The organism is Streptomyces sp. LBL, from assembly GCF_029893585.1.
Taxonomy (GTDB): domain Bacteria; phylum Actinomycetota; class Actinomycetes; order Streptomycetales; family Streptomycetaceae; genus Streptomyces.
On sequence record NZ_JARXYX010000012.1, the window covers coordinates 41642 to 62748 of the forward strand.

The window sequence follows — 21107 nt, forward strand, 5'->3', positions numbered from 1 at the left end:
GCTCCGCAACCGTCTTTTTCAGCCATCCATGCTGAACGACTGAGCCACAGCCGGACTCGAGACAAGGACGTCACCATGTCGGCATTGAGCAACAGCAACTGGGACCGCCGCACCGTTCTGCGGTCCGCCCTGGGCCTGACCGCCGCGGGCGGGCTGGCCGCTTGCGGAGGCAACACCGGGCGGGCGAGCGGTGGTTCCGGATCCGGCCTGGTCCAGTACTTCCACGCGTACGGCGAGGCGGGAACGGAGCAGGCCATCAAGCGGTACGCGAAGGCCTACTCCAAGGCCGACGTGACCACCAACTGGATCACCGGCAACAACTTCGAGGCCAAGCTGTTCTCGTCCCTGCTCACCAAGCAGGCGCCCGACGTCTTCGAGTTCCACCCGCAGCTGCAGATGGTCAAGAGCGGTCAGGTGGCCGACCTGAGCGACCTCATCGACCCGGTCAAGGACGACTTCAACCCGGCCGACATCACGTCGCACACCGTGGACGGGAAGATCTACGGGATCCGGATGATCGACGACCCGCAGTTCTTCTACTACCGCAAGTCGATGCTGGAGAAGGCCAAGGTCGACGTCCCCACCACCCTCGACGAGCTGCTGGAGGCGGCCGCCAAGCTGACCACCGACAAGGTCAAGGGCGTCTTCCTCGGCAACGACTTCTCGGCGATCCAGAACGTCATCATCTGGTCCGCCGGCGCCGACACCATCAGCGCGAAGAACGAGATCGCCTACCACACGGACGGCGTCGTCGAGGGCCTCAAGAAGCTCCGCCAGCTGTTCACCAGCGGCAACGTGCTCCTGGACGCGCCGACCGACTTCTGGGACCCGTCCTCGCTCAACCAGGGCCTGTGCGCCATCCAGTGGGGCGGCATGTGGTCCATGCCGGCCATGGAACAGGCGCTCGGCGACGACCTCGGCGTCTTCCCGTTCCCGAAGATCGGGTCCGGCGGCAAGCAGTCCGTCTACAACGGCGGCTGGTCGATGTTCGTCAACGCCAAGGGCAAGAACGTCGACGCGGCCAAGGAATACGTCAAGTGGCTGTGGATCGACCAGAAGAAGTACCAGGAGGACTGGGCCACCTCGTACGGCTTCCACATCCCGCCGCGCACCTCGATAGCCAACGAGGCCACCAAGCTCAAGTCGGGCCTGCCCGCCGAGGGCGTCAAGCTCTTCACGGACTACGGCCACTTCGACAACATCGCCTACGACCAGACGATGCAGACCGCCTTCGCCGACGTGATCGCGTCCTCCATCCGCAAGAACGAAAACCCGGAGGCCGCGCTCGACACCTGCGACAAAAGGGTCAGCGTGGAACTGAAGAAGCTGTTCGGATAGGCCGGCGGACGGATCACGACATCATGTCGACCACCACTGCGCGCGGAGTCGCCAAGCCCGCCCCGGTCAAGGCCTCCCAGGCCCGGCCGCGGCGGGGCCTGCGGGGCAACGCCACCCTCAACTTCTGGCTGTTCACCGGGCCGTTCCTGATCGGCCTGGTGATCTTCGTCTTCGTCCCCATCGGGTGGAGCGTCTGGCTCAGCTTCTTCGACGCCCGTTACACCGTCACGCCGAGCCATTTCATCGGCTTCGACAACTACAAGCAGATCCTGACCAACAGCAGCTTCCCCGACTCGCTGCTGACGTTCACCGCGTTCGCCGCGTTCATCGTGCCCACCACCTGGGCGCTGTCGCTGGGTCTCGCGCTGCTGGTGAACCGGCTGCGGTTCATGCGGGCGTTCTTCCGGTCGGTGTTCTTCCTGCCGACCGCCGTCTCCTACGTCGCCGCCGCGCTGATCTGGAAGATGTCCATCTTCAACGGAGTCCGCTTCGGCCTGGCGAACACGGTCCTGGGATGGTTCGGCGCCGACAACGTCGCCTATCTCTCGAACCCCAGCCCGCCCTGGTACTGGGTGGTCATCGTGTCGCTGCGCCTGTGGCTGCAGGCCGGTTTCTACATGATCCTGTTCCTGGCGGCGCTGCAGAACATCCCGGCGGAGCTGTACGAGGCCGCCGCCATCGACGGCGCCAAGCCGGGCTGGCAGACCTTCCGGTACATCACGCTGCCCCAGTTGCGGGCCACCTCGACCGCCGTGGTCCTGCTCCTGCTGGTCGCCGCGTACCAGGCGTTCGACGAGTTCTTCAACCTCATCGGGACCAAGGCGACCTGGGCCCAGACACCGCTCATGGAGCTCTACAAGACGGCCCTCGGCACGAGCCAGGACTACGGCGCCGGCAGCGCGGGCGCGGTCATCCTGTCGCTGCTGATCTGCCTGGTCACCCTGGCCCAGGGCAAGATCATGGGCTTCGGAAGGGGGGAGGAGTCCAAGTGACCACCACACCAGTGACCACCACCACACCGCAGCCGGGCACGGACCGCAGGAAGCACGGGGGCGTCCTCAGCAGCACAGGGCTGTATGTCGCCGTCGGCGTCGCCGCCCTGCTCTTCCTGCTGCCCTTCTACCTGATCCTCCGCAACTCCCTCTCCACGGACCCCGAGATCACGGGCGAGCACTGGAAGTGGCTCCCCTCCTTCCAGTGGGGGAACGTCTCCGAACTCTTCGACGACCAGACGGTCCAGTTCGGCCGCTCCCTGTGGAACTCGACGATCGTCGCCGTCCTGATGACCCTCGGTACCCTGCTGGTGTGCTCCCTCGCCGGCTACGGCCTGGCCCGCATCCCCTACCGGCATGCCAACAAGGTCTTCTACGCCGTCCTGGCGACGCTGATGGTTCCGACGGCCGTCACCTTCGTGCCGAGCTTTGTGCTGGTTTCCTCCCTCGGCTGGGTGGACACCTACCGGGGACTGATCATTCCGGGCCTGTTCAGTGGTTTCACCTGCTTCCTCTTCCGGCAGTACTTCTTGGGGTTCCCGAAAGAGCTGGAGGAGGCGGCACGTGTGGACGGGCTCGGTTACTGGGGCGCGTACTGGCGGATCGTCGTACCCAACTCGCTGAACTTCTTCGCGGCGATCGCCACGATCACCTTCATCAGCGGGTGGAACGCCTTCCTGTGGCCGTTGGTCATCGGCCAGGACCCCAGCTCCTGGACCGTCCAGGTGGCGCTCTCCTCCTTCATGACCAACCAGACCGTCAACTTCCATCTGATTTTCATGGCCACGGCCATATCCATCCTGCCCCTCGTGTTCGTGTTCCTCTTCCTCCAGCGCTGGCTGGTGCAGGGGATAGCACAGACCGGCATCAAGGGCTGAGCAAGGAGACCGATGTCATTCCGCACGACCTCCGCCGTCGACTACGTCGAGGACGTCTCACCGGGCGCCGGGGCTCTCCCGCCCCGCACCTGGTACGCCTCCTCGGACGCGCAGTCACTGTCACTGAACGGTAGCTGGCGCTTCCGTCTGTCGGCGACCGCCGACGCCGAGGACGACTCGTTCGCCGAGGAGGGGTACGACGCCGGGGACTGGGCCGAGGTCACGGTCCCCGGCCACTGGGTTCTGCAGGGAGACGGGGCCTTCGGGGCGCCGATCTACACCAACCACCTCTACCCCTTCCCGGTGGACCCGCCGCACGTACCGACCGAGAACCCGACCGGTGACCATCTGCGGGTCTTCGACCTGCCGTCCGGCTGGCCCGCGGACGGCGGGGTGGTGCTCCGCTTCGACGGCGTGGAGTCCTGCGCCCGGCTCTGGCTCAACGGCACGGACATCGGTGAGTTCAAGGGCTCCCGGCTGCCGCACGAGTTCGCGGTCGGCCATCTGCTGAAGCCCGCCGGGAACGTGCTCGCGGTCCGGGTGCACCAGTGGTCGGCCGGCTCGTACCTGGAGGACCAGGACCAGTGGTGGCTGCCCGGCATCTTCCGGGACGTCACCCTGCTGCACCGCCCGGCGGGCAGCGCCCTCGACTTCTTCGTGCACGCCCCCTACGACCACACCAGCGGTGAGGGCACCCTGCGCGTCGACTCCGACGTGGCGGGCCGGGTGCTCGTGCCCGCCCTGGGCATCGACGTCGCGACCGGCGAGTCGGTGACGGCCGGGGTGCTGCCGTGGACGGCGGAGACGCCGAAGCTGTACGACGGTGAGCTGGTCACGGAGGGCGAGCGCATCCCCCTGCGCATCGGCTTCCGGACCGTCGCCCTCGACGACGGCCTGATCAAGGTGAACGGTGAGCCGGTCCTCTTCAAGGGCGTCAACCGGCACGAGTGGCACCCGGAGATGGGCCGCGCGCTCGACCTGGAGACCATGCGCGAGGACGTGCTGCTGATGAAGCGGCACAACATCAACGCGGTCCGCACCTCCCACTACCCGCCGCACCCGGCCTTCCTGGACCTGTGCGACGAGTACGGCCTGTGGGTCATCGACGAGTGCGATCTGGAGACCCACGGCTTCACCGAGCAGGACTGGCGCGACAACCCCGTCGACGACGACCGCTGGACCCCGGCTCTTCTGGACCGCGCGGCGCGGATGGTCGAGCGGGACAAGAACCACCCCTCGATCGTCTTCTGGTCGCTGGGCAACGAGGCCGGCACCGGCCGCGGTCTGACCGCGATGGCCGAGTGGATCCACGGCCGGGACTCCTCGCGGCTCGTGCACTACGAGGGCGACTGGAACTGCCGGGACACGGACGTGTACTCGCGGATGTACGCCTTCCACGGCGAGGTCGAGAAGATCGGCCAGGGCCTGGACGGCGGCACCGAGAAGCGGCGCCGGCTCCCCTTCATCCAGTGCGAGTACGCGCACGCCATGGGCAACGGCCCCGGCGGACTCGCCGACTACCAGCACCTGTTCGAGACGTACGACCGGCTCCAGGGCGGCTTCGTCTGGGAGTGGATCGACCACGGCGTCCGGCACCCGGAGCTGGGCTACGCCTACGGCGGCGACTTCGGCGAGGAACTCCACGACGGCAACTTCGTCTGCGACGGACTGGTCTTCCCCGACCGGCGGCCCTCCCCCGGCCTGATCGAGTTCAAGAAGGTCATCGAGCCGGTCCGCTTCGAGGGTCACGGCGCGGACGGCACCGTACGGGTGAGCAACCGGCACGACTTCGCCGATCTGTCCGCGCTGGCCTTCGAGTGGTCGTACCAGGTGGACGGCGAGACGATCGAGGCGGGCACCCTGAACGTCCCGGCGCTCGCTCCCGGTGAGTCCGCCGAGGTGAAGCTGCCCGAGCCGCCCGCTCAGGCGCCCGGCGGCGAGTCCGGGTGGACGGTGCGGGCACTGCTCGCGGCCGACACCTCATGGGCGCAGAAGGACCATGTGGTCGCCTGGGGACAGTTCCCGGCGGCCCCCCGTGCGGTGCCGTCCGTCGCACCCACCGGCCGGCCCGTGCCCGGCGATCGGCTGATCACGCTCGGCCCGGCCTCCTTCGACGCCCGGACCGGTGCGGTGCGGACCATCGGCGGAGTCTCCGTGGAGGGTCTGAAGCTGGATGTGTGGCGGGCGCCCACCGACAACGACGACGGCGTCGAATGGCATTCCGGCACCCGCTACGCCGCGCTGTGGCGGGACCTGGGCCTGCACCGCGTGCACCACCGCCTGGACGCGGTGGAGGTGGGCGAGGACGCGCTGACGGTACGGACCCGGGTGGCGCCCGCGGCCCGCGAGGTGGGCCTGAGCACGGTCTACCGCTGGACCTCGGACGGCGACCGGCTGCGGCTGACCGTGTCCGTGAGTCCTCAGGGCAAGTGGACGGTGCCGCTGCCCCGGCTCGGGATCCGCTTCGGGCTCGCCGAGGCCGACCGGGTGCAGTGGTTCGGCGGCGGCCCCGGCGAGGGCTACCCCGACACCAAGGCGGCCTCGATGCTGGGTCGCTGGGAGTCCTCGGTGGACGAGCTGCAGACGCCGTACGTGCGCCCGCAGGAGAACGGCGCCCGGTCCGACGTCCGCTGGGCGGAGCTCGGCGGACTGCGGATCGAGGGCGACCCGGAGTTCTGGTTCGGCGCCCGGCGCTGGACGACCGAGCAGCTGGACGCGGCGACCCACCTCACCGACCTCACGGCCGGCACGGCGTCCGACAGCGGCTCCGCCGCGCGGGTGTGGGTCAACCTCGACCACGGCCAGCACGGCATCGGCTCGCAGTCCTGCGGTCCCGGCCCGCTGCCGCAGTACGTGCTGCGGGTCGAGCCGGCGGAGTTCTCCTTCGTGTTCTCGGCAGCGAACAGTCCAACTCGTTGATCGATTAATCCATTGACGGATTGATCGACATTTTGCGACTGTCGTGAGGTGTCAGCGGCCGGTCGGCGCTCCCGCCGACCGGCCGCGGCGCGTTCACGGACACGTTCACGGACACGGCGGACGAGACCACAGACGAGTTCACAGACGAGTTCACAGACAAAGGGAGTGATGTCGGTTGAGTGCCAGCATCGAGGTGCGTGGCCTGTCCCGGACCTTCCACACCACCGTCCGCCGCCCCGGATTCACCGGAACGCTCCGTTCCCTGGTCAACCCGGAGCGGGTCGCCAAACACGCCGTCTCCGACATCACCTTCGACGTCTCCCCCGGCGAACTCCTCGCCCTGCTCGGCCCGAACGGCGCGGGCAAGTCCACCACCATCAAGATGCTCACCGGCATCCTCACGCCCACCTCCGGCGAGGCCCGGGTCGCGAGCGTGGTGCCGTACCAGGAGCGCGAACGCAACGCCCGTAACATCGGCGCGGTGTTCGGGCAGCGCAGCCAGCTGTGGTGGGACCTGCCGGTGCGCGAGTCGTTCTCGATCCTCAGGGACATCTACGAGGTGCCGAAGGCCGAACACGCCACCCGCCTCAAGGAGTTCGACGATCTCCTCGACCTCTCCTCGTTCTGGGACACCCGCGTCCGCCATCTCTCCCTGGGCCAGCGTGTGCGCTGCGACCTCGCGGCCGCCCTGCTGCACGACCCGCCGGTCGTCTTCCTCGACGAACCGACCATCGGCATGGACGTGGTGGTCAAGGAGCAGGTGCGGGAGTTCCTGCGGTACCAGGTCGAGGAGCGTGGCCGTACGGTCCTGCTCACCACGCACGACATGACCGAGGTCGAGCGGCTGGCCGAGCGGGTCGTCCTGATCAACCACGGCCGGCTGGTCCTGGACGGCAGCCTCGACGAGATCCGCCGCACGTTCGGCTCGACCTGGCAGATACGGGCGACCTTCGCCGACGCGCACACCGAGGTCGCGGGGCTGCCCGGGATCGCGGTACTGCGGCAGGACGGACCCCAGGTCGTGTTCGGACCCGAGGGACCCGACGCGCCCTCCGTGCACCAGGCCCTGAAGACGGTCATCGAACGGTACGAGGTGACGGGCGTCGCCATCGACGAGGCCGACCTGGAGGACGTGATGCGGGCCGCCTACGTCCAGGCGGGGGCGGCGTGATGGCCGTACTCCACGCCTGGCGTGCCGCCCGAGTCACCCCGCTCGGCGAGCTGCACACCCCGCCCCGGATGACCGCGGTCCTGATCCGGCTGGCCGTACAGGTGGTGCTGGTGGCGTCCCTGTGGCGCGGCCTGTACGCGCACACCGGCACCACCGCCGGACTCAGCCGCGACCAGGCGGTCACGTACGCCGTGCTGGCCGTACTCGCCTCCCGGCTCCGGGAGCTGGACCAGTACGCGGGCCGGGACACCGTCATCCAGCACATGCACTACGGCACGATCATCTACTGGTACCTGCGCCCGCTGCCGCCCCAGCGGTACTACGCCCTGCGGGCCCTCGGCGAGCAGGTGTACGGGTTCGCGTGGGCGCTGGGCGGATACGCGGTCTGTCTCGCCGCCGGAGTGGTCGAGCCGCCCCGGTCGGCCGCGGTGGCGGCGGTGTTCGCACTGAGCCTGCTGCTCGGCCAGTGGGTCCTGTACTACGTCATGCTCGTCACCGACCAGTGGTGCTTCTGGGCGCTGCGCAACAACGCGGCCGTCATGATTCTGATCTTCGCCCAGAACCTGCTGTCCGGGGTGTACGCGCCGCTGTGGTTCTTCCCGGACTGGTTCGTGACCCTGAGCGCCTTCATGCCCTTCCAGGCGACGCTGAGTGTGCCGCTGTCCCTCTACGTCGGCCGTATCCCGCTGTCGGACGCGGCCGGCCAGTTGGCGATCCAGGCGGCCTGGGTCGTGCTGCTCGCCCTGTTCACCCGGTTCCTGTGGCACCGCGCTGCCCGTCGTGTCATCTCCCAGGGAGGCTGATGCCCATGAAAGCCGTCCGGCTCGTGTGGCGCATCACGCGTCTCAACTTCCGTGCCCAGCTGGAGTACCGCTCCGAGTTCCTGCTGATGATCGCGATCGGTGCGATCTGGCAGGTGTCGGTGATCGTGTTCGCGACGGTGCTGCTCTCCCGGTTCTCCGGGATGGGCGGCTGGGACAGTTCGGAGGTGTTGCTGATCCCGGCGACGCGGATGCTCGCGCACGGGCTGTTCGTGCTGGTGCTGGGGCGGATGTTCGGCATCGTCCGGGAAATCCAGGAAGGGCGGATCGACGTGTATCTGACCCGCCCCATGCCGGTGCACCGCCAGGTCCAGCTCTCCTCCTTCCCCACCAACGCGATCGGCGACCTGACGGTCGCGGCGGGCCTGATGGCGGGTGCGCTCAGCCGCAGCCATCTCGACTGGACGTCCGTCCGGATCTCCTACCTGATCGCCGCGATCATCGGCGGCATGCTCCTGGAGGCGGCCCTGTTCACTGCGTTGGCCAGTGCCTCCCTGCGCTTTCCGGCGGCCGGCTACTGGGCCACCTGGCTGGAGGAACTCCTCGGCACGTTCGGCAGCTACCCGCTCAACGTGCTGCCGAGGGCGGTGGGCGGCTTCCTGACGTACGCCCTTCCGCTCGCGTTCGTCGCGTACTTCCCGGCCGCCGTCCTCACCGGCCACGGCGACGGCACCGGCGTCCCGTACTGGCTGGCGGCGGCGTCCCCGCTGCTGGGCGCGCTGGCGTACCTGGCGTCACGGCTGCTGTGGCGGCGGGGCCTCGCGCACTATGCGGGGGTGAACGCGTGAGGACCGCCGTATCGGCGTGAACAGCGCGGCCACGGCGATCAGGACGCAGGCGGCGCCGGCGACCAGACCGACCGGGGCCGTGCCCTGTCGTTCCGCGGCCCAGGTCAGGACGGCCGCGCCGATCGGGGCCGCCGCGTACTGGAGAGTCCAGAAGGCGGCGGTGACCCGGCCGAGGAGGGGCTCCGGGGTCACCTCCTGACGCAGGGACATGGAGCAGGTGCCCGCGATGGCCACGCAGGCGAGAAAGGCGGCGCTGAGAGCCGCGACGACGGGCACCTCCCCGGCCCAGCCGAGTCCGGCGAAGGCGAGCCCGCTCACCGCGACCGCGCCGGTCCAGGTCGGGCCGAAGCCGAGCCGGCGACGGCACCGGGCCACCAGCAGGGCACCGGTGATCGTGCCGAGCGCGCCGACGGCCATGACGGTGCCCACCGTGCCGTCGTCGTGGCCGAGATCGTGCTTGAGGTGGTAAATGACCAGGTCGTTGAGGCCGAGAGTGAGGAAGCTGAAGACGAACAGCAGGGCGGTCAGTGAGCGCAGCACGGGGTGGCCGTGGAGGAAGGAGATCCCGGCGCGCAGGTCCTGCCACAGGCTCGCCCGCTGCGCCGGGCCGCCGTCGTCCCCGGAACGCGCGGCGAACCGTACGAAGAGCATGCAAGCCGCGGACACGCCGAAGCTGGCCGCGTCGACGCCCACCGCGGCGGCCGGTCCGGTCCAGGCGGCCACCACACCCGCGCACAGCGGTCCGAGCACCCCGGCCGCGGCGGCGGTGGCGTTCAACCGCCCGTTGGCCTCGGTCAGTTGCGCGGTGCCGACCAGGCCGCGGACGACGGTGACGTAACCGACGGCGAACAGCATGCCGACGGCCTCGCACAGCGGCAGGACCACGTACAGCAGCCAGACCCGCGGCCCGAACAGCCACACCAGCGGGATCACGCCGTACAGCACCAGGCGCACCAGGTCGCAGGCGATCAGCAGCCGACGGCGGTCCACCCGGTCCACCAGCGCCCCGGCGAACACCGCCGCCAGCACGGAGGCCACCCCGCCGACCGCCGTGAGCAGGCCCATCCGGGCGAGGGAGCCGGTGGCCTGGAGGACCAGCAGGGGCAGGGCGATCAGGGCGAAGGAGTCACCGAGGACGGAGAGGGTCTGCGCGGCCCAGAAGACCCCGAAGTCCCTTTGCCGCCACAGGGGTTGCGGTCGGTTGCCGGGAGGGCCCGTGCGAGGTCCGCCGACTGCGCGCTGCCGCCCGGGTTCCTCCGCGCTCCGCGCCTCGTGCGTCATACCTCTCCCCGGTTCCGGCCTGCCGACCGGGCAACCCTACGAGCCCCCCGGGGCCGCGCGAAAATGACTTTCCGCGTGCGCCGAATGCCGAGAAGAGGACGCGGCGCCGACTGCTGCTCAGCTCGAACTCATGCTTCCTGAACGTCACTTGACGAGCGAGTGGCTGAAGTTGCCGGTGTGGCCCGTTTGTTCCAGCCGTGTAAAGGCGCACGTGATCACGAGCGTGCGATCGGGAAGGGTGAAACGCAAGACCCGGTTTCCGGACAATGGTCTGATCCACTGCTGACAAGTCATACGTTTCAGTGCCAGCATCGTCACTCCGCACGGCCACCTTCACAGGAACCCCACAACGCGGTCAAAGGAGTCTGAGTGACGAGCGACATAGGTCCTCACAGAAGCCCCCACTCCAACTCTCCCTCCACTGACACCCCTTCACAAGCCTCCGTACGCCGTTCTGCGCGCCTGCGCGGCGCGACGGGCACGCTGGTTCTCACCGCCGCACTGTTCCTCGCGGCACTCCCCACCTCCGGCGCGAACGCCGAACCGGGCCCCGGGGCCCCCGGCTCGTCGAGCCCCGCGAAGATCGCCGCCAAGCCGAAGCCGGGCGCGACGCCGGTCACGCTGCCTCCCGCCCAGCGCGCCAGACTGCTGAAGTCCGCGAAGGACACCAGTGATTCCACCGCCGACGCCCTGCGCCTGGGCGCCAAGGAGGAGCTGATACCGAAGGACGTCGTCAAGGACGCCGACGGCACCGTGCACACCCGCTACAACCGCACGTTCGCCGAACTGCCGGTCCTGGGCGGTGACCTGATCATCCATCAGCACAGTGACAGCCGGACCGTCACCAAGGCGACCGACGCCCCGATCACCGTGCCCACCACCAGGGCCGCCGTCCCGGCGTCGACGGCCAGGAAGTCCGCCCTGAAGGCCGCCGGCGCCGAGGGCACCCGGAAGGCCGAGGCGGACGCGGCACCGCGGCTCGTCGTCTGGGCGGCCGACGGAACGCCGACGCTCGCGTGGGAGTCCGTCGTCACCGGCGTCCAGAAGGACGGCACGCCCAGCGAGCTCCACGTCGTCACCGACGCCAAGAGCGGCAAGACGCTGCGGGAGTTCGAGGGTGTCCGGACCGGCACCGGGCACGGACAGTTCAGCGGCAAGGTCGACATCGCCAGCACCCGCGGCACGGACGGCTTCGAGCTGTACGACGCGCAGCGCAACCACAAGACGTTCGACCTGAAGCAGGGAACGGCCGGCACCGGCACGCCCTTCACCGACGCCGACGACACCTGGGGCGACGGAACGGCGGCCGACCCCAAGACGGCAGCCGTGGACGCCGCGTACGGGGCCCAGGAGACGTGGAACTTCTATCACGACCGGTTCGGCCGCAACGGCATAGCCAACGACGGCCGGGAGGCCTACTCCCGCGTCCACTTCGGCAACAACTACAGCAACGCGATGTGGGGGTACCAAGGGTGCTTCTGCATGACCTACGGTGACGGAGCGGGCAACGCGAACCCGCTGACCGCCCTCGACGTCGCCGCCCACGAGATGTCCCACGGCGTCACCGAGAGCACCGCGGGCCTCATCTACGGCGGCGAGTCCGGCGGGCTCAACGAGGCGACCAGCGACATCATGGCCGCCGCGGTGGAGTTCTTCGCCGACAATCCCAGCGACACTCCCGACTACGAGGTCGGCGAGCTGATCGACATCAACGGCGACGGTACGCCGCTGCGTTACATGGACAAGCCGTCGAAGGACGCCGGCCCCATCGGCGCCTCCCAGGACTGGTGGTCGCCCGGGACCGCCTCGCTCGACGTGCACTTCTCCTCCGGCGTGGCGAACCACTTCTTCTACCTGCTCTCCGAGGGCAGCGGCAGCCGGACCGTCAACGGCGTCGCCTATGACAGCCCGACCTACGACGGTCTCCCCGCCGCCGGCATCGGACTCCACAACGCCACCAACGTCTGGTACCGGGCGCTGACCACGTACATGACGTCCAGCACGAACTACGCGGACGCCCGCCAGGCGACCCTCCAAGCCGCCGCCGACCTGTTCGGCCGGTCCAGCGAGGCGTACGAGGCCGTGGGCAACGCCTGGGCGGCCGTGAACGTGGGCTCCCGGTTCGTCGACCACATCGCGTTGACGGCCCCCCGCGACCAGGAGGCCGCCGTCGGCCAGCCGGCCTCGCTGCGGATCTCCGCCGCCACCAGCCGGGCCGGAGCCCTGACCTACTCGGCCACCGGGCTGCCCGGCGGGCTGTCCATCGACGCCGCCACCGGGATCGTCTCCGGCACACCGACCGCGGCGGGCGACTTCACGCCCACGGTCACGGTCGGCGTCGACGGCCAGACGGACAACAGGTCCACGACGTTTTCCTGGACCGTCATCCCGTCCGGCGGCGACTTCTTCGTCAACCCCGGCGACGTCGACATCCCGGACGCGGGCGATCCGGTGGAGTCCCCGCTCGTCGTGACCGGCCGCACCGGCAACGCGCCGAGCGACCTGAAGGTCACCGTCGACATCCTCCACACCTACCGCGGTGACCTGGTGATCGACCTGGTGGCACCCGACGGCACGGCGTACCGGCTGAAGAACTTCAGCGGCGACTCGGGCAACGACATCCACACCACGTACACCGTGGACGCGTCCGCCGAACCGGCCGACGGCACGTGGAAGCTCCGCGTCCAGGACGTGTACTCGGCCGACGTCGGCACCGTCGACAGCTGGAAGCTCACGTTCTGAGTCGGATCCTCCACCACGGCCCTTGCCGGTTCCGCCCCGCCCGGTGTCGCACCGGGCGGGGCGGAACGTCGTTGGCGGGTGAGCGGTGGCCGACCCGGGCTCGGCGGGTCACCTCGTCTCTCACTGTTTCCCCAACTGCCCTTGCCGTTCACGCTGGTTGGCGTAAGCCTGAACAGCGCTCGCCTTCCCCGCCCCCCCTTCCTCCCACCGGAGAGACGCCCCCACCATGAGACGACTCCTTGGCGCCCTCACCGTCGCCGCACTGGCCGTCACCGGCCTCGCCGCCACCGGACCGGCCCCCGCGGCAGCCGCCGCCACCGGCGCGACCCCCTCCGCAGCCGCCACCACCGGCTCGTTCAACGTCCTGACGTACAACGTCGCGGGCCTGCCGGAGGGCCTGAGTTCGGGCCACCCGGAGACGAACACCCCGCTGGTCTCCCCGCGCCTGGCGGCCTACGACATCGTGAACGTCCAGGAGGACTTCAACTACCACGAGACGCTGTACGCGGGGGACAACCACCCGTACCGCACCGCGACGAGCGGCGGTGTGCCCTTCGGTGACGGCCTCAACACCCTCTCGGACCTCGCCTTCGACGACTTCGAGCGGGTGAAGTGGAACTCTTGCACCGGCACCAACTGCCTTACTCCGAAGGGCTTTTCGCTGGCGCGGGTGCGGCTGGCCGAGGGCGTCTTCGTTGACCTGTACAACGTGCACACGAACGCCGACGACACGGCCGACGCGCTGGCCGCCCGCCGGGCCAACGTCGAGCAGCTGTCCGACTTCATCCAGGCGAACTCCTCCGGCAACGCGGTGATCGTCATGGGTGACACCAACACCCGCTACACCCGCTCCGGCGACAACATCCGCACCCTGGCCGACGAGAACGGTCTGACCGACGCGTGGGTGAAGCTGGCGAAGGGCGGCGCCCGGCCGACCCAGGGCGCGGACGCGCTGCTCTGCCCGACGACGGCGCCCACCAACGACTGTGAGGTGGTGGACAAGGTCCTCTACCGAGGCAGCAAGCTGCTGACCCTGTCCGCCACCCGCTACAACAACGAGTGGGCGTCGTTCCTGGACTCCGCCGGCGGCAACCTGTCGGACCACTTCCCGCACACCGTCGACTTCTCCTACACCCTCAACTCGTCCCTGAAGGCGAGCGACTTCTACGGCGGCCCGCACGGCACGGCGTTCAACGACGCCGACGACCTGCCTGCGGCGCCCTCCCCCCGAACCCTGACCCTGCGCGGAGGCACCCGCCTGAACACGGTCTCCCTCACCCTGGACGGCGGTACGGTCCTCTCCCACGGCGGCACAGGCGGCACCGCGTCCTCCCTGGCCCTCGCCTCCGGTGAACACCTCACGTCCGTGAAACTGACCCAGGGCCAGAAGGACGGCCGGACCCGGATCTTCTCGGCGGCCTTCGCCACGGACAAGGGCCGCACCCTGTCCGCAGGCACGCCGGCCACGGACACGAAGACATTCACGGCCCCGTCGGGCTGGCAGATCACCGGCTTCACGGGCCGGTCGGGCGACGAGATCGACAAGCTGGGGGTGGTGTACGCGCCGATCGGCTGACGCAGGGTTCGCCAGCCGACTCATGAGGCCACCAGGGCGCGGGTTCTCACCGATCCGGTCGGGCATCCCTTCTGCCTGGTCAGGGGATAGCCTAGAGCCTCTAGGTTGCTGATGACCGACACAGAGGTAGGCCCTCCATGCCCAGAGCCGGCCTGACCCGTGACCGCGTGGTCGCGGCGGCCGCCGATCTCGCCGACGAGGTCGGGTTGGAGAACGTCAGTCTCTCCGCCCTGGCCCGCCGCTTCGGTGTGAAGGACGCCAGCCTGTACTCGCACGTCAGGAACCTCCAGGACCTGCGCACCCGGCTCGCGTTGCTGGTCGGCGGCGAGATGATCGACCGGATCGCGGTGGCCGTGGCGGGGCGCTCGGGCCGGGACGCGCTCGCCGCCTTCGCCGGGGCCTACCGGGAGTACGCCCTCCAGCACCCGGGCCGGTACGCCGCGACCTCGATCCAGGTCGACCAGTCCCTCGTCGCCGACTCCCCCGCGATGCGCCGCACCGCCGAGATCACCTACGGGATGCTCCGCGCGTACGACCTCCACGAGCCCGATCTCACCGACGCCGTACGCCTGTTGCGCGCCACCTTCCACGGCTACTGCGCCCTGGAGTCCTCCGGCGGCTTCGCCGCCGCCCGCGACGTACGGGCGTCCTGGGACAAGACGATCGCCGCCCTGCACATCGCCCTTGAGAACTGGCCCCGCGAGCAGAAGCACGCCGACTGACCTGCGGCACCCCGGTTCCGGTCGGAGCGCCCCAGGCGTTCACCTCACCCGCACCAGGCCCTCGGGCACCAGGTGCTGGGCGAGGAGTTCGTCGCGGACCAGGCTGGGGGCTTCCCCAGTCACGTCGCCGTACTCTCACTGGGGGCTCCCCCAGTCACATCACCGTACGCGCCGGAGCCCGCGTGGCCGGCGACGGACCGTCCCTCACGTCCCGCGCGTCCACTGCTGGTTGGTCGCCCCGTTGCAGGTGTACGTGATGACCGCGGCGGAGTTGGCGGTGCTCGCGCCGTTCACGTCCAGGCACTCCCCACTCGCGCGGGCCCTGATGTTCACGTAGGAGCCGGTGGTGGTGACCGACCACTGCTGGTCGGCCGAGGAGGCGTCGCAGTTCTCCTGGGTGACCGTGCTCGCGTTCTCCCGCACGCACAGGGAGCTGCCCCGGACCATCAGCTGGTAGTAACCGCTGCCCACGGGCTTGAACCAGTACCTCTGGTTGCCGCCGCCGTTGCAGTCGTACTGCTTGATCTGGGCGCCCTGCCACAGCGACTGGCTGGTCACGTCGGCGCACTTCGAGGAGTGCCGGACGATCAGCGTGTTGTACGTGGCGCTCGTGCCGCTGATCGTGCCGGCGGCCGTGTCGACGGTGATCTCCGGCGACCAGGACAGGGACATCGAGGTGGAGCTGGGGAAGGTCAACGGCAGCCACACGTACCGCGAGTCGTTGACGGTCCCGCCGAAGGAGTTGCCCCAGCGGTCGCCCAGATAGAGGTAGGAGGTGCCCGAACCGCCCTGCACGGGAAGGACGTACGCGGTCTGCGAGCCGTACGCCGTCGAGTCCCCGACGTTGGTCATCGCCGACCAGGGACCGGACAGCGAGGTCGCCGTCGCGTACTGCTGCTGGTTGGGGCTCCAGCCGGTCGCGCCCGACGTCAGCATGAAGTAGACGCCGCCCCGCTTGAACAGCGCCGGGGCCTCGCGGTGGCCGCCGGGCCAGGGGTTGGCGACCAGGCTCGCGATGCCGGTGTAGTCGGCGGTGAGGCGGTAGATCTGGAGGTCGTAGTTCTCGCGGGCGGCGGAGACCATGTAGCCGGCGCCGTCGGTGTCCACGAAGACCGTGATGTCGCGGGACATGTGCTGGCCGAGCGGACGGAAGCTGCCCTGCCAGGTGTAGTCGCCGTCGACGGTGCTCGACACGGCGACGGCGGCCCGGGCCTCACCGTAGTCGGTGCCGTTCTCCTTGTGCATCCACATCACGAACCTGCCGGTGGCCGCGTTGTACATGACCTTCGGGCGCTCGATGTTGGCGGTGGCCAGTTCGGGGTCGCTCGCCTCGGTCAGGACGTGGTTGCGGAACTCCCAGTTCCTCAGGTCGGTGGAGCGGTAGGCGTCCACGTACCGGAAGGTGTTGTCGGCGTTTCGGTTCTCGCCGAACCAGTAGTAGTAGCTGCCGACCTTGATGATCCCGCCGCCGTGGGCGTGCACGGGGTTGCCCGAAGGATCCGTGAACTGCGTGCCGTTGGTGAGGGTCTGGGGTGCGGCCTGGGCCGGTCCCGCGGTCGCGAGGGCGCCGAGCAGCGCCAGACAGAGGGCGAGCAGGGCTGCGTACGCACGTCTCATCTCACGCACTCTCCTTGACCGGGTCGGCGGAGGCGGCCGTCGCCGTGTCGGCCACGGGGATGCCGAAGTCGGGGGTGCCGTCCGGCTTCCAGCCCAGCTTCTGGACGCGGGTGTGGCGGTTGGGGTCGTTCAGCGGGTCGCCGACGATCTCCTTGTACTGGCGGGCGTGGTAGACGAGGACGTCACTGCGGCCGTCCTCGGCCACGGTGAAGCAGTTGTGGCCGGGCCCGTACTGCTTGGTCGTGTCGTTGCCGGTGAAGACGGGGGTCGGGAACTTGGACCAGCTCGCGGGCTCCATCAGGTCGCTGTCCGCGTCGGCCGTCAGCAGACCCATGCAGTAGTGCCGGTCGGTGGCGGCGGCGGAGTACGACATGAACAGGCGGCCGTTGCGGGCGATGACCGAGGGGCCCTCGTTGACCTTGTAGCCGACGCACTCCCAGTCGTACTCCGGTGTGGACAGGCGTATCTGAGGGCCCGTCAGGGTCCACGGGTTCGCCATCCTCGACAGCCACAGCGCGGTGTTGTTGTCCAGGCCGGGTTCGTGCTGCGCCCAGGCGAGGTAGCGGGTGCCGCGGTGGGTGAAGGTGGTGGCGTCGAGGGAGAAGGTCTCCCAGGCCGTCCTGAGCTGACCGCGCTCGGTCCAGGTGCCCTGGAAGGGGTCGCTGTGCGCGTTCTCCAGCACCCAGATGCGGATGTCCCACACGCTCTCGGCGGGCGCGGAGGCGAAATAGATGTACCACTTGCCGCCGATGCGGTGGATCTCCGGCGCCCAGATGTGCGCGCCCATGGGGCCGGTGGCGTGCTTGGTCCAGATGACGGACTCGGCGGCGGTCGCGAGGCCGTTCAGGGTGCGGGAGCGGCGCAGGATGATCCGGTCGTACTCGGGGGCGGTGGCCGTGAAGTAGTAGAAGCCGTCGGCGTGCCGGTGGATGTGCGGGTCGGCCCGGTTGCGGACGAGCGGGTTCACGTAAGGGGCCGCCTTCGGGGTCGGGGCAGCGTGGGCGAGACCGGGGGTCGCCGCAGCGAGGGCGCCCGCGGCCAGGGCTCCCTTCAGCAGCAGTCTGCGGTGGGGGTCGTCGGGCTGGTGGTTGTCGCGGCTCATACGGGGTGCCTCTCGGGGGTGGGGTGACCTGAGAGCGATGGACGATGGGCGATGCGTGACGGGCGATGCGCGACGGACGATGAACGATGTTCGAAATTGCGAACCTATGTTGTTATTCCGAACATCGAAAAGGTAGGGGCGTGGGAGGAAGAGGTCAACGGGTTGGACGCGATGAAAGAAGGCGCTTTCTGTCGAGCGAGCCGGGCAGGGCGGTGACGGGAAGGACGTGGACGTGGACGGGGACGGGGACGACGCGGCCGGGGACGACGCGCTGCTCGGTGCCGTGGCCGCGAGTCCGCGGCGCCCTTGGCCGGCCGACGCCCCCGTCGACTAGCGTCGTGCCATGACCAGCGACACGCCCTCCTCCCTCTCAGCAGCCCTCGCCGCCGGGACGGTCGTCCTCGACGGCGGCATGTCCAACCAGCTCGCGTCCGCCGGCCACGATCTGAGCGATGAGCTGTGGTCGGCGCGACTGCTCGCCGAGCGGCCCGAGGCGATCACCGAAGCGCACCTCGCGTACTTCCTGGCGGGCGCGGACGTGGCGATCACCTCCAGCTACCAGGCGACCTTCGAGGGCTTCGCCAGGCGGGGAATCGAGCGCGAGAGAGCGACTGAACTCCTTTACCTGAGCGTGGAGTTGGCGCGCGAGGCGGCGGCGCGGGCGGAGGGCGTTGGCCGACGGCTGTGGGTCGCGGCCTCGGTCGGTCCGTACGGCGCGATGCTCGCGGACGGCTCCGAGTACCGGGGCCGGTACGGGCTGAGCGTGGCCGAACTGGAGGCCTTCCACCGGCCCCGCATGGAGGTACTGGCCGCCGCCGACCCGGACGTCCTCGCGCTGGAGACGGTCCCGGACGCCGAGGAGGCCGAGGCGCTGCTGCGGGCGGTACGCGGGCTCGGGGTGCCGGCCTGGCTGTCGTACTCCGTCGCCGGCGACCGCACCCGCGCCGGACAGCCCCTGGAGGAGGCGTTCGCCCTGGCCGCCGACGTGGACGAGGTGATCGCGGTCGGCGTGAACTGCTGCGTCCCCGAGGACGTGGCCGGCGCGGTCGCAACCGCCGCCCGGGTCACCGGCAAGCCGGTCGTCGCCTACCCCAACAGCGGCGAGACCTGGGACGCCGACGCCCGCGCCTGGGCGGGCCGCTCCACCTTCGCCCCCGATCAGGTGCGCGGCTGGCGGGAGTCCGGGGCCCGGTTGATCGGGGGGTGCTGCCGGGTGGGACCGGAGGCCATCGCGTCGATCGCGGGAACCCTGTCGGCGACGTGAGTCCGTGCTCGCCGCGCCCAGGAGGACCGGCGTACGGCGTCCGGGGCGGGCGGTGAGCACATCAGCGGCTGACGGCGTTGGCTGACGGATTTGGCTGACGGCGTTGGTTGACGGCGTTGGTTGACGGCGGCGGCGAGGATCTCGGTGGCAGCCGCCGCCTGACGACCGACATCACTGACACGCGAGGTTACCGCCGGCCTCCGGCCCCGGTCAGGACCGCCGCACCGACCCCGGAAGCCGCAACCGCCGTACCACCGACCGCAGTTCCGCACTCCGCGCGGCCGCCGCAGTCCGTGCCGCCGCACTCCGCGCAGCCGCAGCACGCGCAGCCGTGCTCCGCGCCGCCGTGCTCCGCGCGACCGCACCGGTCACCGGCGTCACCCTCGGGGGCAGGCCCTCCTCCGCACCGCCGCCCACCGCTGCCGCGGCCACCGCGGCCGCCCGGGCCGTCGCGTCCGCCGTCCACACCGCCAGCTCCCGGTCGCGCGGACCGTACGCCGTGTGCGGCTCGCCGTCGCCGAAGATCCGCACCGGGTGTGAGGTGTCCCAGCGCTGCCAGCCGGGGTCGCCGTCGGTGGCGAAGCGCACCCACGCCCCGTGCAGGGCGTCGGCCAGGTCCTGCGGGGCGCCCCGGCCGGCGAGCCGGGCGGACTCGGGGACCTCCCCGGTGTCGAAGACGAAGCCCAGTTCAAGGGCGTGGCAGGAGCCGAGGTCGGGCAGCAGGGAGGGCCACGCGAACTCGTAGACGTACGAGCTGTCCGGGCGGGCGTCGGCCAGGCGGTGCAGCGGGAGGCGCAGCAGGTGGTCGGTGACCATCTGGCCGACGATCTCGGCCGTGCCCGCCTCGCGGTGCAGGGCACGGTAGCCGCGGGGCACCTCGTGGCCGCAGTGGCAGCGGGCCATGGCGCCGGCCAGCGCGACCGCGCCGAGCCGGTCCACGCGCTCCAGCAGCCCGCCCGGCACCAGCCACAGCCGGTACTCGTCGTGGGTCCAGCCCATCATCAGGTCGACCCCCTGGGCGACGCCGCCCTCGACGATGGCCTCCAGCGGGTCGCGCGGCACCAGGTCGCCGTCGACGACGATCCCGAAAGCGGGTCCGCCGAGGACCGGACTGCTGAGCTTGCCCACCTCGGCCTGGGTGCGCAGCAGCAGGTCGCGGTCCACCTCGGCGAAGGCGGCGGCGGTCGCCGGGATCTTCAGCCGGGTCGCCATACGACGCACCATCCGCCGTACCTTGTCGCGGTCGCTCGCCTCGGGCGACCCGCTCTGCAGCACGGCCCGCCGGAACAGTCCCTGGGCCTGCGGGGCGGCCAGCAGGGCGCCGGTGCTGATCGCCCCGGCGGACTGGCCGGCCAGGGTCACTCGGTAGGGGTCGCCGCCGAAGGCCGCGATCGACGCGCGCACCCAGTGCAGGGCGGCGAGTTGGTCGCGCAGGCCGGGGTTGGCGGGGGCGTCCGGGAACAGGCCGTACCCCTCGACGCCGAGCCGGTAGTTCACGGAGACGAGGACGACGCCGTCGCGGGCGAAGGAGTGCCCGTCGTACACGGGCACCGCCGAGGAACCCCGGGTCAGGGCGCCGCCGTGCAGCCACACGATCACCGGGAGCCGGGCGCCTGGGCCCGGCTCCGGTGTCCACACGTTCAGATTGAGGCAGTCGTCGCCCGGTACCAACGGGTCGGACAGGTAGTGCGCGAAGGCTTCCGAGTACGGCGGTTTCGGCGCCGTCGGTCCGAAGGCGCCCGCGTCCCGCACGCCGTCCCAGGGCTCGGGCGGCTCCGGCGGCATGAACCGTCGGGGTCCGAACGGCGGGGCCGCGTAGGGGATGCCCCGGAACACCGCGACACCGTGTTCGTACCGGCCCCTTACGGCCCCGTACGGCGTCCTGACCACAGGTTC

General features: G+C 70.1%; 15 protein-coding genes. 11 read left to right on the top strand and 4 right to left on the bottom strand.

Annotation, left to right across the window (positions count from 1 at the left end; genetic code table 11):
• Nucleotides 1-75 precede the first annotated feature (75 nt).
• The 7 genes from M2271_RS16490 (at nt 76) to M2271_RS16520 (ending at nt 8907) form a co-directional block, all read left to right on the top strand.
• Entirely contained in the window at nt 76-1338 is a 1263-nt protein-coding gene (locus M2271_RS16490) for a sugar ABC transporter substrate-binding protein (protein WP_280887974.1), read from the top strand.
• 23 nt (nt 1339-1361) lie between these two features.
• Complete coding sequence (locus M2271_RS16495) at nt 1362-2330, top strand: sugar ABC transporter permease (protein WP_280887975.1); 969 nt, start codon at nt 1362-1364, stop codon at nt 2328-2330.
• Between the two features lie 11 nt (nt 2331-2341).
• Nucleotides 2342-3208 carry a carbohydrate ABC transporter permease gene (locus M2271_RS16500; RefSeq protein WP_280888112.1) on the top strand — a complete coding sequence of 289 codons (867 nt, stop codon included), beginning with the start codon at nt 2342-2344 and terminating at the stop codon, nt 3206-3208.
• A 12-nt stretch (nt 3209-3220) separates the two neighbouring features.
• Nucleotides 3221-6127, top strand: coding sequence for a glycoside hydrolase family 2 TIM barrel-domain containing protein (locus M2271_RS16505; protein ID WP_280887976.1), 2907 nt, complete (start codon nt 3221-3223; stop codon nt 6125-6127).
• A gap of 175 nt (nt 6128-6302) precedes the next feature.
• Nucleotides 6303-7298: an ATP-binding cassette domain-containing protein gene (locus M2271_RS16510; RefSeq protein ID WP_280887977.1), complete on the top strand. Its 996-nt coding sequence runs from the start codon at nt 6303-6305 to the stop codon at nt 7296-7298.
• A complete protein-coding gene (locus M2271_RS16515; protein WP_280887978.1) occupies nt 7298-8101 on the top strand; it encodes an ABC-2 family transporter protein in 804 nt (267 codons plus the stop codon). The genes M2271_RS16510 and M2271_RS16515 overlap by 1 nt, the downstream gene beginning before the upstream one ends.
• 5 nt (nt 8102-8106) lie before the next feature.
• Complete coding sequence (locus M2271_RS16520) at nt 8107-8907, top strand: ABC-2 family transporter protein (protein WP_280888113.1); 801 nt, start codon at nt 8107-8109, stop codon at nt 8905-8907.
• Here M2271_RS16520 and M2271_RS16525 read toward each other — a convergent pair.
• On the bottom strand, nt 8854-10188 hold the full coding sequence (locus M2271_RS16525) for an MFS transporter (RefSeq protein ID WP_280887979.1): 1335 nt from the start codon (nt 10186-10188) through the stop codon (nt 8854-8856). The two genes, M2271_RS16520 and M2271_RS16525, sit on opposite strands and share 54 nt — an antisense overlap.
• 369 nt (nt 10189-10557) lie before the next feature.
• Here M2271_RS16525 and M2271_RS16530 point away from each other — a divergent pair, with 369 nt between their 5' ends.
• The 3 genes from M2271_RS16530 to M2271_RS16540 all read left to right on the top strand — a co-directional run bounded on the left by M2271_RS16530 (nt 10558) and on the right by M2271_RS16540 (nt 15228).
• On the top strand, nt 10558-12930 hold the full coding sequence (locus M2271_RS16530) for a M4 family metallopeptidase (RefSeq protein WP_280887980.1): 2373 nt from the start codon (nt 10558-10560) through the stop codon (nt 12928-12930).
• A gap of 226 nt (nt 12931-13156) precedes the next feature.
• On the top strand, nt 13157-14506 hold the full coding sequence (locus M2271_RS16535) for a jacalin-like lectin (protein ID WP_280887981.1): 1350 nt from the start codon (nt 13157-13159) through the stop codon (nt 14504-14506).
• A 137-nt stretch (nt 14507-14643) separates the two neighbouring features.
• Complete coding sequence (locus M2271_RS16540; protein WP_280887982.1) at nt 14644-15228, top strand: TetR/AcrR family transcriptional regulator; 585 nt, start codon at nt 14644-14646, stop codon at nt 15226-15228.
• A 204-nt stretch (nt 15229-15432) separates the two neighbouring features.
• Here M2271_RS16540 and M2271_RS16545 read toward each other — a convergent pair whose 3' ends face one another.
• Both M2271_RS16545 and M2271_RS16550 read right to left on the bottom strand, forming a co-directional pair.
• The gene (locus M2271_RS16545) at nt 15433-16845 is read right to left on the bottom strand and encodes an RICIN domain-containing protein (protein WP_280887983.1); all 1413 of its coding nucleotides are present in this window, start codon (nt 16843-16845) and stop codon (nt 15433-15435) included.
• A gap of 1 nt (nt 16846) precedes the next feature.
• Nucleotides 16847-17947, bottom strand: a complete 1101-nt coding sequence (locus M2271_RS16550; RefSeq protein ID WP_280887984.1) for a glycoside hydrolase family 43 protein — start codon at nt 17945-17947, stop codon at nt 16847-16849.
• Between the two features lie 343 nt (nt 17948-18290).
• Between M2271_RS16550 and mmuM the strand changes: the two genes are divergently transcribed.
• Nucleotides 18291-19211: a homocysteine S-methyltransferase gene (gene mmuM, locus M2271_RS16555; protein ID WP_280887985.1), complete on the top strand. Its 921-nt coding sequence runs from the start codon at nt 18291-18293 to the stop codon at nt 19209-19211.
• Between the two features lie 210 nt (nt 19212-19421).
• Here the strand turns inward: mmuM and M2271_RS16560 are convergent, their stop codons facing one another.
• Nucleotides 19422-21101 carry a carboxylesterase family protein gene (locus tag M2271_RS16560; protein ID WP_280888114.1) on the bottom strand — a complete coding sequence of 560 codons (1680 nt, stop codon included), beginning with the start codon at nt 21099-21101 and terminating at the stop codon, nt 19422-19424.
• Nucleotides 21102-21107: the final 6 nt, after the last annotated feature.

Bases quoted from the DNA above. Each gene is read 5' to 3' on its own strand.
- M2271_RS16515 (WP_280887978.1), top strand. From the start codon at position 7,298: ATGGCCGTACTCCACGCCTGGCGTGCCGCCCGAGTCACCCCGCTCGGC.
- M2271_RS16535 (WP_280887981.1), top strand. From the start codon at position 13,157: ATGAGACGACTCCTTGGCGCCCTCACCGTCGCCGCACTGGCCGTCACC.
- M2271_RS16545 (WP_280887983.1), bottom strand. From the start codon at position 16,845: ATGAGACGTGCGTACGCAGCCCTGCTCGCCCTCTGTCTGGCGCTGCTC.
- M2271_RS16525 (WP_280887979.1), bottom strand. From the start codon at position 10,188: ATGACGCACGAGGCGCGGAGCGCGGAGGAACCCGGGCGGCAGCGCGCA.
- M2271_RS16505 (WP_280887976.1), top strand. From the start codon at position 3,221: ATGTCATTCCGCACGACCTCCGCCGTCGACTACGTCGAGGACGTCTCA.
- M2271_RS16490 (WP_280887974.1), top strand. From the start codon at position 76: ATGTCGGCATTGAGCAACAGCAACTGGGACCGCCGCACCGTTCTGCGG.
- M2271_RS16540 (WP_280887982.1), top strand. From the start codon at position 14,644: ATGCCCAGAGCCGGCCTGACCCGTGACCGCGTGGTCGCGGCGGCCGCC.
- mmuM (WP_280887985.1), top strand. From the start codon at position 18,291: ATGACCAGCGACACGCCCTCCTCCCTCTCAGCAGCCCTCGCCGCCGGG.
- M2271_RS16550 (WP_280887984.1), bottom strand. From the start codon at position 17,947: ATGAGCCGCGACAACCACCAGCCCGACGACCCCCACCGCAGACTGCTG.
- M2271_RS16520 (WP_280888113.1), top strand. From the start codon at position 8,107: ATGAAAGCCGTCCGGCTCGTGTGGCGCATCACGCGTCTCAACTTCCGT.
- M2271_RS16495 (WP_280887975.1), top strand. From the start codon at position 1,362: ATGTCGACCACCACTGCGCGCGGAGTCGCCAAGCCCGCCCCGGTCAAG.